Source organism: Proteiniphilum sp., assembly GCF_034331125.1.
GTDB lineage: Bacteria > Bacteroidota > Bacteroidia > Bacteroidales > Dysgonomonadaceae > Proteiniphilum > Proteiniphilum saccharofermentans.
The window spans coordinates 91,363-102,999 of record NZ_JAXQGC010000035.1; the positions used below are offsets into that span (position 1 = coordinate 91,363).

The 11,637-nt window shown below is 43.0% G+C and carries 6 protein-coding genes; all 6 read right to left on the minus strand.

The genetic code is table 11. The features are described 5' to 3' along the window. Positions 1 to 115 precede the first annotated feature (115 nt). The 6 genes from U2P89_RS07825 to U2P89_RS07850 all read right to left on the minus strand — a co-directional run bounded on the left by U2P89_RS07825 (position 116) and on the right by U2P89_RS07850 (position 11,372). The gene (locus U2P89_RS07825; protein WP_322191134.1) at positions 116 to 2,413 is read right to left on the minus strand and encodes a GH92 family glycosyl hydrolase; all 2,298 of its coding nucleotides are present in this window, start codon (positions 2,411 to 2,413) and stop codon (positions 116 to 118) included. A gap of 21 nt (positions 2,414 to 2,434) precedes the next feature. Next, on the minus strand, positions 2,435 to 3,883 hold the full coding sequence (locus U2P89_RS07830; protein ID WP_322191135.1) for a glycoside hydrolase family 125 protein: 1,449 nt from the start codon (positions 3,881 to 3,883) through the stop codon (positions 2,435 to 2,437). A 352-nt stretch (positions 3,884 to 4,235) separates the two neighbouring features. Further along, the gene (locus U2P89_RS07835; protein WP_322191136.1) at positions 4,236 to 6,131 is read right to left on the minus strand and encodes a RagB/SusD family nutrient uptake outer membrane protein; all 1,896 of its coding nucleotides are present in this window, start codon (positions 6,129 to 6,131) and stop codon (positions 4,236 to 4,238) included. 14 nt (positions 6,132 to 6,145) lie between these two features. Further along, positions 6,146 to 9,643, minus strand: coding sequence for a TonB-dependent receptor (locus U2P89_RS07840; RefSeq protein ID WP_322191140.1), 3,498 nt, complete (start codon positions 9,641 to 9,643; stop codon positions 6,146 to 6,148). 132 nt (positions 9,644 to 9,775) lie between these two features. Further along, positions 9,776 to 10,726, minus strand: a complete 951-nt coding sequence (locus U2P89_RS07845; RefSeq protein WP_092119265.1) for a FecR family protein — start codon at positions 10,724 to 10,726, stop codon at positions 9,776 to 9,778. An 85-nt stretch (positions 10,727 to 10,811) separates the two neighbouring features. Continuing rightward, positions 10,812 to 11,372: an RNA polymerase sigma-70 factor gene (locus U2P89_RS07850; protein ID WP_322191137.1), complete on the minus strand. Its 561-nt coding sequence runs from the start codon at positions 11,370 to 11,372 to the stop codon at positions 10,812 to 10,814. Between the last annotated feature and the right edge of the window lie 265 nt (positions 11,373 to 11,637).

Here is an 11,637-nt window from a genome sequence, read left to right on the forward strand (position 1 = left end):
AAAATAAGGAAAAAAGTTGATATGGCTGGTTTTATTTTAAAGACCCTCTTTATATACAAAAAGTGCCACCAAAAAAATTCCGGCGACACTTTTTCCATTTGATAGTTAATATGACTTACTCCTTTTCGTTAGAGAACGAATAGGGAAAATCGGACTCATTGATGCCGCGTGTTTTATTGGGCGTGGCGGACATGGAGAAATCAATTTTGGCTCCGTTTATCAACTGGTCATGCGTAAAGTAGTTCTTGGTATACTCCTTTCCGTTGATCCTGATGCCGGAAACATACCTTGTTTCCTTGCTGTTATCCGGCGCATTGATCTCGATGGTATTCCCGTTTTCCAGATGAACGGTCATCTTATTGAACAACGGAGATCCTATCACATACTGGTCGGTACCGGGACAAACCGGATAGAACCCGAGTGCGGAGAAGACATACCACGCCGAAGTCTGTCCGTTATCCTCATCACCGCAATAGCCGTCAGGATGGTGGCTATAGAGCTTATCCATCACCTCGCGTATCCAATACTGGCCTTTCCACGGTTCACCCGCATAGTTATAAAGATAGAGCATATGCTGAATGGGTTGATTGCCGTGCGCGTACTGCCCCATATTCATCACCTGCATCTCACGGATCTCATGGATCACTCCTCCATAGTAGCTGTCATCAAAAATAGGAGGCATCACAAATACGGAATCGAGCATATTCACAAACTCCTTCTTGCCGCCCATCAGGTCGATCAATCCCTGCGGGTCGTGGAATACCGACCATGTGTAGTGCCAGCTATTCCCTTCCGTAAAGGCATCTCCCCATTTCGTGGGACTGAAAGGGGACTGGAACGAACCGTCTTTATTGCGTCCGCGCATCAGTTTATGCTCCGGCGAATAAAGGTTCCGGTAGTTCTGACTGCGTTTGGCAAACCGGTCGATCTCCTCCTGGGGACGATTCAGCGCTTTGGCCAGTTTGTAGATGGTCCAGTCGGCATAGGCATACTCCAGCGTACGTGCGGCATTTTCATGGATCTTTACATCATAGGGAACATAGCCTAATGTATTGTAATATTCATGACCTAAACGCCCTGTGGAGGAGACCTTAGGGTGCACATTTTCAGTACCGTGCAACATCGCCTCGTAGAGCGTTTCGATATCGTATCCGCGTAAACCTTTCAAATAGGCGTCAGCCACCACCGAAGCCGAATTGTTGCCGATCATGATACCCCGGTGGCCGGGACTTGCCCATTCCGGCAGGAATCCGCTCTCCTTATATGTATTGACCAGTCCTTGTTGTATTTCCACATTTACCGACGGGTAGACCAGGTTCAGGAAGGGAAAGAGTGCACGGAATGTATCCCAGAATCCGGTATCGGTATACATATATCCGGGAAGGACCTCACCGTTATAGGGGCTGTAATGGATGATGTTTCCTTTCGCATCGATCTCATAGAATTTGCGGGGGAACAGCGTAGAGCGGTAGAAAGTAGAATAGAACGTACGTCTCTGATCGAGGTTACCACCTTCTATCTCTATTTTGCCAAGCACCTCGTTCCAGACGTCACGACCTTCCTGTTTCACCGTTTCAAAATCTTTCTCGGTAACCTCTTTCAGGTTTTGCCAGGCCTGTTCGTAACTGATGAAAGAAGAGGCCACTTTTGCGATCACCTTTTCCCCCCGTTGGGTAGAGAAGCCGATAAAAGCACCGGTATGATTGGCTTCAGCCTTATTGCCCTGCTGTTTGATATCTCCGTCCTTCACCACATTTTTGTATTGGAACGGTTTATCGAACTGAACCACAAAATAGTTTTTGAAGTTTTCCGGTACACCTCCGCTATTGCGCGTAGTGTAACCGATAATGGCATTCTTTTCAGGCAGGATCTCTATTGCCGATCCCCTGTCGAATGCGTCGACCAGCACATAGGCTTTTTCCGTTTCGGGAAACGTGAAACGGAAAACGGCAGCCCGTTCGGTCGGCGTGATCTCCGTAGTGATATCATAATCGGCAAGATAAACGCTATAGTAATAGGGTTTTGCCACTTCGGCCTTGTGCGAATACCAGCTGGCTCTTTTTTCCTGATCGAATTCCATCCTGTCAGTCATCGGAAAAATGGAGAACTGCCCGTAATCATTCATCCAAGGACTCGGTTGATGGGTTTGCTTAAACCCGTTCAGTTTGTAGTCGGTATATACATATTGCCAGCCATCACCAATCTTGCGGGTCTGGGGCGTCCAGAAGTTCATCCCCCAGGGAACAGCTATGGCCGGGTAGGTATTCCCGTGAGACAGGGGAAACTCGGACATGGTCCCCATCAGGATATTTACATAATCGACCGGCGTGTTCTCTGATTGTGTTGCTGCCTTTCCGGTATATCCTGCACACAGCGACAATACAGTCGCAATAACAAATAATTTTCTTTTCATTCCTTTTTATTGATTATCGGACTATATCGAGTTGACTAAATCCATTTTTCCTTTTCCTTCCAAATCCACGATCAACTCTCCAAAGAGGGTATTTACCCAGGCAAACCATTTCCGGGTAAATTTAGCCGGATCATCTTTATGGAACGACTCATGCATAAAGCCTGTATCTCCATCGGTATCACGCAACATCCGCAGGCAATCCCGGATCTCATCGTCGCTACTGCTGGTCTGTGCACGCATAATAATGCTCATCGGCCAGACCATATCATATCCGATATGCGGACCTCCGATACCCTCTCCGGCAGTTCCTTTGAAGAAGTAAGGATTATCTTCGCTCCATACCAGTTTTCGAGTATTCTGATAAATGGGATCATTTTGTGCAACGCCATCCAGATAAGGCATTGCCAACAAACTGGGTATATTGGCGTCATCCATGAAATAGGCATTGCCAAAGCCGTCTACTTCAAAAGCATACACTTTTCCATATTTGGGATGCTCTACAATGGCGTACCGCTTAAGCGCATTGCTCACCTCGTCGGCCAATGCCTTGCTTTCAGTTGCCAACGTATTGTCTCCTGCTACTTTTTCGGCAATTTCGGTTATCTGATTCAGTGAAGTGACGGCGAAAAAGTTGGAAGGAACAAGAAACTGAAAGGTAGTGGCATCGTCTGAAGGGCGGAATGTGGAAACGATCAGTCCCACCGGTCTGACCGGATTGCCGTATCCGTCGTTATTTACTGTATCCAGTTGACGTTCCGTTACCCGTTGAAATTTATAAGGGCCAAGACCCTCTTTGCGCTGCTGCTCTTTAAATGTTTGTATCACAAGTCCCATCGCCTTTTTCCAGTCGGCATCAAAGACGGAAGTATCACCCGTGATCTTCCAGTAATGGTAAGCAAGTCTCACCGGATAGCAGAGCGAGTCGATCTCCCATTTACGTTCATGCAGCATCGGGTTCATCCTGGTACGATCGTCTTTCCAATCCCCGTCCGGATTAGGTTCAGCATAGAAAGCATTGGCATAAGGATCGATAAGAATACATTGTGTTTGCCGGTTGATCACTCCTGCGATCAGTTGCTTCAGTTTTTCATCGGATTTGGTAAGCGGCAGATAAGGCCATACCTGTGCCGACGAATCGCGAAGCCACATGGCATCGATATCGCCGGTGATCACAAAGGTATCGGGCTTACCGTTTTTCATACTGAAATTGACCGTTGTATCCAACGTATTGGGGAAGCAGTTTTCAAACATCCATGCCAGTTTGGGGTCTTTTATCTTTGCTTTGACCCTTGTAATGGTTTGCTCTACGGCTGCCGAAGTGAAATGGCGGTCACCGGTGGCAGGACGGTTGGAAACAAATTTTCTCTTGGCAGCCTCTCCTCTTACCGATGAGGCGACCCAGGCAGGATGTACGGCAAATGCAGTTAATCCCATCGCGGTCTTTCTAATAAAATTTCTACGCGTTGTCATAATTAATTATGTGAGTTATTATACTATCTTCTGATCGGATTTAAAAATTCCAAAACAATAAATGGACTGTATCGTTATACCTGTTATTGAAACTGTCTGAAAAACGGGAACTAAAATAGAAGTTCCTAAGAACGTATGCAACTATTTTACGGATATATTCATATTTGATTGTATTTATTAAGATTTTGAAACATCCACTTGTCAACATATACTGCACAATCGCCTTCTCAACCTCTTTTTTACATGATCTACCAAATTAAATGATCAATTCTCCTATAAAATAAGGTTGCCCAAAATCAAATCGTTATTCGGACCACCTTATTTATAGTTGCATTATGACGTTACCAGGTTTCTACCACCCCGGATTCTGCACCAATCCCGGAGTTCGTTTCAATTCATCCGTCATTATCGGGAACAGATAATGTCTGGGCGTTTCGAATACCCGTCCTTCCTGAATCTCAAACCGTTGCATCTTATATTTTTTACCGTTTACTTCGATTTTCCCATTCTCATCTTCAACAGGTCTCATTCCATGAGACCAACGTTGTGTTTTAGGATACGGCCAGCTATCGGCGTTCACATAAGCATTTTCAAGAGCGATTTCAGCCGGATCATCGGGCTCCAGATATAACCGGGCATGCCATATACGATGATTCTCATAGAATAATTCAACACGACGCTCTCTTTGTATATATTCGTTCATCAACTCTTTGTCCGTTCTTGCGCCCGGCGGAATGGGAGCCATAAAAGAACGTGCGCGTATCTCATTCAGTATACCGTAGATCTCTTCATTGGGACCGGTTGTCTCATTTACAGCTTCACAATAGATATACATTATCTCGGGAAGACGCCAGATAGCGGGACCGTTGATTATATGAGATCCGTCCCCCCTGGTCCATCCATCTTTGTAAAATTTACGTAAATAATAACCTGTGTGAGATGCGTTATCAAGATAACTTCCGCTTACGGCGTCATTTCCTTCAGCGGTGTTCAATGTCGTACTCCGATAAACAGAACCGTGGTAACGAATGTCCCGGTAGAAACGAGGGTCTCTCCGAACGCTTTCATACGGATTCTCATCATCGTATCCGTCCGAGACGGCTCTGTCGGCATATACAGGATATCCATACCCGTCCGGAGCAATATATTCATATTCATCCACTTGTTGCTGAAGGGGTCGCTGTCTTGCATGCCCGCCTTGCGATGGAGGCAACACATCTCCCGACCAACCGGTATCCTTATCTCTCGTCACAAACCATACCCATTCGCTTTGTATGGCATCCATATCAAAAAACATATTCCATAAACGCCGATAGACTTTACTATTGTTTGTATTATCGTTGTTAAGATCACCGAAATCGTTCACATCATGTTTCGAATATAAAGAATAACGTAACCCTCCGCTGTTATCTTTGGCTTCCATCACTGCTTTTGCTGCCGTTTTAGCGGCTTCCCATCTACTTGCATCATATCCGTATTCATCTTTGTACAACCGTGTATCGCTGGGGAAATTACCTCCGTTATACATAGGGGTGGCGGCAATCCACCTTGCCATCGCTTTCAATCCGAGACAGGCTCCCTGATCTACACGACCAAAATCCTGTCCTCCGTTAAAGGCTGCAACCCTGGCGTATGCCTCATCGGCATCGGCACAAATACGTTCCACTACTTCATGTGCCGATAATTGGGTGAATGACATATCATCATCCGGATTTATCACATGATCCACATAGGGAACTTCACCATAAGCACGTAACAACAGAAAGTGAAGATACCCACGCAGGAAATACGTTTCCCCCACTCTTTTCACAATATCTCCTTCCCGCCCCTTTTGCGGATTGTCAGGCGTATTGTATTTTTCCACGCCTTCCAGTATAATATTTGCCTTACGGATCTTAGTATACAGATCCCACCAATATTGTCCTACACTGCTACGATCAGGCATTCCCTGAGACGGGCCGTAATTTCCGATATGGAACTGATGCGGAATAGCGGCTTCGTGGCTGCTGGCACTGGCTTCATCTGTAATAGCAGCAGTACCGAAGTGATTGAAATATATGAGCGGTTTATTGGCTGATTTAGCTCCTTCATACAAATCTGTTACCAATTGATTTACATAATCAAAACGGGTGAAGACTTCCTGTTCGTTTACTTTATCGTCCGGCATTCTGTCTAAATAATCATCGCATCCCATGAATAAGAGTGATATAGATGCTATTAATCCGGCAAATAACTTTATCTTGTTCATTGTCTTTATCTGTATTAATAAGTTATATCTATTCCAAAATTGAAAATACGTTGTACGGGATACCAGGAACCGTCACCGCTTCTTGTTTCAGGATCAACGTCAACTTCTTTGAGATTATCAAATGTAAGCAGATTCATTCCCTGCACATAAACTCTTACATTTTGTAATCCGGCGAATCTGATGGCTTTTCCCGGTAAAGAGTATCCGATTTCAAAATTTTTCAATCGCAGGTACGACGCGTCATATAAAAACAAACTACTTTGTTCGTTCTTATTGTTATTATTTGCACCGATAGTAAGACGCGGATAAGTAGCCGTATCTTTTGTTTCTTCCGTCCATCGGTTAAAATGCATGGGTTTCACTTTTCCCGTCTGATCCTGCTCGTATGCCGGAAAATCCCATACGGCCGCACCGTTCAACAGGACACTGCTGTTCATCGCACCCTGGAAAAGAACACTCAAATCAAATCCTTTATATTGTATTCCCAAAGGGATCCCGAATTGTATTTCCGGAGTCCTTGGGTATCCCATATTCATGCGGTCTCCTTCATCATCGATCCTTCCATCACCGTTCAGATCCTTATATACCACATCACCGGGATAGAGCCTGCCCCACGGTTGAAATCCGTTTCCACTGTTCATGGCATTCAAACGATCAGCATCTTCCTGATCATAGACAAAACGGTCGAATACATACACAAAATGTTCATCAATTCGTTTACCGGTATTTCTCCGGTATTCCTCATCATAAGGAATTTCATTCATAAACTTTATTTTGTTGCGTGCAAAAGTGAAATTAGGCCGGATATAGTATCTTATATCTCTTCCGATACGTCCGTTCCATCCTATTTCAAAATCAATACCACGGTTTTCCACAATCCCTGAATTGATAAAGGGAGCGTCTTTTCCCACAATATCAGGAAATCCCAGTTTATCTCCTCCGCTTAAGCTGGTGATGATATCATACCGATACTCATTGAAATAATCAATAGAGAAGTTCAAACGCTGCCTAAAAAGTGAAGCATCGATACCGATATTCAATTTCCGGGCCTTCTCCCATGTAAGGTTCGGATTGGCAAAATTACCTTCCCGTAACCCACTGAGTCCGCTGCCAAACTCGTTGATCCCAAAACTGTATCCGCTTCCGCCTACGTAAAATTGCAGGTAAGCAAAGCGATCATCATTGGAGTCCGATATTTTATCACTTCCCACCAGACCGTATGATCCCCTTATTTTCAAGTTGTCCAGCCAATTTTTCGTACCATCCATAAACGGTTCTTCGGAGATAACCCATCCCAATGAACCGGCGGGGAACGTCCCGTACCGTTTACCGGGAGCAAAATTTTCTGAGCCGTTATACCCGATATTGAATTCCGCCAGGTATTTGTTCTCAAATGCATAGGTCATCCGTCCCGTTATACCTTGATAACGGTATTCCACCCTGTTGTCATAACTACGTGTTGAGCGGTTAAATAAAACCAGACCCGACACATCATGCTGTCCTCCGAACTGACGCAGATATTCCAGTTTCAACTGATAATAGGTCTTACTCTGCGCAGCATTATGGCTTAAACTGTTCCCTATTGTCTCATCAGTATTATACCAGGGATTACCTAATACATACCGCCCGTCATAATAGGTATTATTCATATAGAACGCCCCGTGATTGCCTTCTGCAGGCTGAAAGGTGGCATACCGACCATAACTTGCATAACCGTCGGCACGTGTTTCAAGCACCCTTCTGATCCAACGTCCCTCTTCGGCATCATAAGAGAAGATCCCCTCTATTTTTAAACCTTCGGTAATAAAATCGAGCTTATGTCCTAATGCAAAAGAACCGTTCAAAAAAGTTTTCTTTTCGTTCAAATAACCGGTACGCGATAACTCACCCAATATATTGTAGCGATGTAAAAAATCACCATATAGCAGGCCATACGGATTATTTAAGACATAGGACTCATTTTCCGGATGTCCGTTATCAGGCAGGGTTATAGGCAGATAGGGAGGTTGAGTATTGGCAATGGCTACCACTCTCGAAGCTGTGGTTCCGGGTGCGTTCCTGTCCGTAATACGCGCGCCAAGATCTACTTTCACATAAAAATCTTTCGTAATATCCACATCTACATTAGCACGGAAATTATAGCGTTTGAATACCGCCTGCGTATCGTATTGTGTTAAATTCGTATGTTTATAATTACCGCTCTGCTCATAGTAATTCCCCATCACAAAATAACGCGCCTGATTGGAGCCTCCCCTGACAGAAAGGCTATAGTCCTGCTGGATTCCCGGTTTAAAAGCATAATCGAAATAATCCCAGTTATATCCCAGGCCATCCGAATTGTCTCCCTTTGCATTCCTGAAGTTTTCTATGGATTGCGCTGAAAACAGAGTAAGGGAGGAGGGATCGGTATTCGGATTACTGTTTATCATCGCTTCATTGTAAAGCGTCGCATAATCGGCCGAACCCAAATATTGAGGGAATTTCACGGGATGATTCGTACCCACGGATGCTTTAAAGTTCACCGTGGCTTTTTCCTGGGCCTGCCCCCGCTTTGTCGTTACAATAATAACACCATTTGCACCTCTGATACCATAAGCAGCAGTAGCAGAAGCATCTTTGAGTATTGTAAAAGTCTCTATCTCTTCCGCAGACAGATAACTCATATCCCGCTCAACGCCATCAACGATTACAATAGGAGATTTATCTCCGTATGTTCCCATACCCCGGATATTGACATCGGCCACATCTACTCCCGGCTCTCCTCCGCTGAATTGATTGACCATTAATCCCGGCATACGCCCTGCCAAAGCGTTATTGATGTTTGCAGTGGGACTTTGCTTAAGATCTTTAGTGGTTATAGTCGCCACCGAACCGGTGATGGTTGCTTTCCTTTGTGTGGTATATCCGACAACCACCACCTCTTCCAATGCTTTGCTGTCTTCTACTAATTGTACGGTTATATGATCCCTTCCTCCAAGCGCTACTTCCTGCGGCTGAAAACCTACAAAAGAAAATACCAGCGTAGCATTCGCATAAGGAACTTCGAGCCTGAAATTACCGTCAATATCCGTAATGGCTCCCGCATCGATTCCTTTCACCCGTATATTAACACCGGGAAGAGGATCTCCCAAATAATCAGTGACGATCCCGGTCACGACTGGCCCCGATTGACGTATGGCTGCTATATTTTCCTGCTTTTTAACCAAAAGAATATTTTTCCCTTCTATTTTTGATTCAATATCCGTGTTGAAAAAAATATCCTTCAGTACCTTATCAATAGACTCATTATTAGCACGCACTGAAACTTTCCTATTGGTACTGATCTCATCGGAACTGTAAACAAATAAATAATCTGTCTGCTTTTCTATTTCTGTCAATACATCTATAACAGGCTTGTTATTAATCGTTAAACTCACCTTTACATCCTGAGAATTTGCACTCAGAGAATACGTGAATAAAGTAAATATAAGAAGTACCGAGACACGTATATTATGTGTATAGAGTCCTCTCATGTTCTTAAGAATGTTCACTCTTTTCCTACTAATATGTTCCATTATTCATTAAATTGATTTTAGATTATTAATAATTAGTCGTTTTACTCATGTTCTTAAATTTTGATAAAATATCTCTTATTCCATAGGCCTTCATTTAATTATAATTGTTTTATCTTCCTGATGCATTTCGTATGAGAATGTATTTTGGATCTGAAGTACATTCAAAATGTGCTCAACTCCATCCTGAATACGGAATTTTCCGGTATATTTTTTATGTTTTTCAACGCTGTCTTCCTCTATTATGAATTTGGTATCAAAGTATTGCTCTAATACCGGTAGGATTTCATAAATAGATTTATTATCAATAAAAAGAATTCCTTCCCGCCACAAAAATTCATCTTTATTAAAAGAGGTTATATTCAGTTCACTGTCTTTTCCGATAGCCCGCTCATTCGGTTTTAAATACAGGTCTTCCGACGTTTGTATCGATCTGACCATCACACTTCCTTCCAATAGAGATGTCTCAAAAAGCTGTAATCCCTCATAAGCACGGACATTGAATTCCGTCCCAAGCACCTCTATACTATATTGTTGTGTTTCAACTTTGAACGGACGACCGGAATCGTGAGCCACCTCGAAATATCCTTCACCGGAAAGCCACACAACTCTTTCTGTATCGATAAAGCGAGAAGGAAAAATAAGAGTCGATTTAGAATTAAGCCAGACTTTTGTACCGTCATCCAACACCAACTCGGCATATTGTCCGGTGGGTACACTCATCTCCTGCATCCCGGCATCGGATTGTCCGACTATCCATTCAATATCGCTGTCCGATACCTGTTGATAAAAATAAAATAAAGCCATAGCCAGTATGCATGCTGCCGTAATACGTATAAAAATGCTGACATTCCGTTTTTGAACTTTTTTCCGTACAACTGGCGCAGAGGTTGCATCATCCCGCCATATGGCAATATCATGCAATCGTCTTAACGCTTTGAATTTCTGCTCATTTTTATCTGACTGCCTGATCCATTCAAAAACATCTCTGTTTTCTATTCGATTGGTATCTCCTTCGAGATATTTTTTTAATAAATCGTCCATCTCTCGCAAAAGCAAGTTAAATTACCGTCGTTGTAATAGATGACGTATTACATCCCGGCAACCCTAAACAAAAAATCTGTTTTTTTTAAAAAAGAAAAAGGAAATAAAACAAAGGAAGGTAATCTTTCAAGTTCTCACGAAATAGATTCAAGGCTTTGGTAATATGGTATTCAACACTTTTCACACTGATATTTAGCGCCGCGGCAATCTCTTTATTGGAATAATTCTCATAGCGACTCAATACAAAAACCCTACGGGTTTGCGGGGACAACTGTTCCAGTGTTGTATCAATAATACTCTGAATTTCTTTAGAGAAGATCAGACTGGGGTCACATTCCTGTAAAGTGGATATACGGTAATTCAGTTCCTCATAATCCGCAGTGGAATAATCTACATGTGCTTTATCCCTGACAGCTTTTTTACGCAGATAATCCAACGATTGGTTTTTCAATAAAGTCAATAAATAAGCAGGAATACTCTCAATCTCTTCTTTCTGCAATTTCTCATATAATTTCATCAACGCTTCGGAGGCGATATCTTCCGCTACATATTTGTCCTGAACATAGGATTTGGTAAACAAAAAGGATTTTTTATAATAAGCACTGTATAACTCAGCAAATCTATCCGATAGAAATATTTTTTTCATTTGAATTACCCCCAACCTATCTTATACTTCCAGGAAATTCTCGATCCATTTCTTATATAGACAAATCTCTTTTATATTGCCACTACAAGAACCGTATCTTACAAAAGTAAAACAAATATTCCTTTTTCTAAAAAACGATGCTGTATATCTTTTATTTTAACAAATTCAGAATAACTACTGTAGGTATAAAGACCATACTTTGCTATGCAGATAATCGAGTAGGTAGGGGGATTACTCCCCCGCCCTCTCACACCACCCGGCTTGC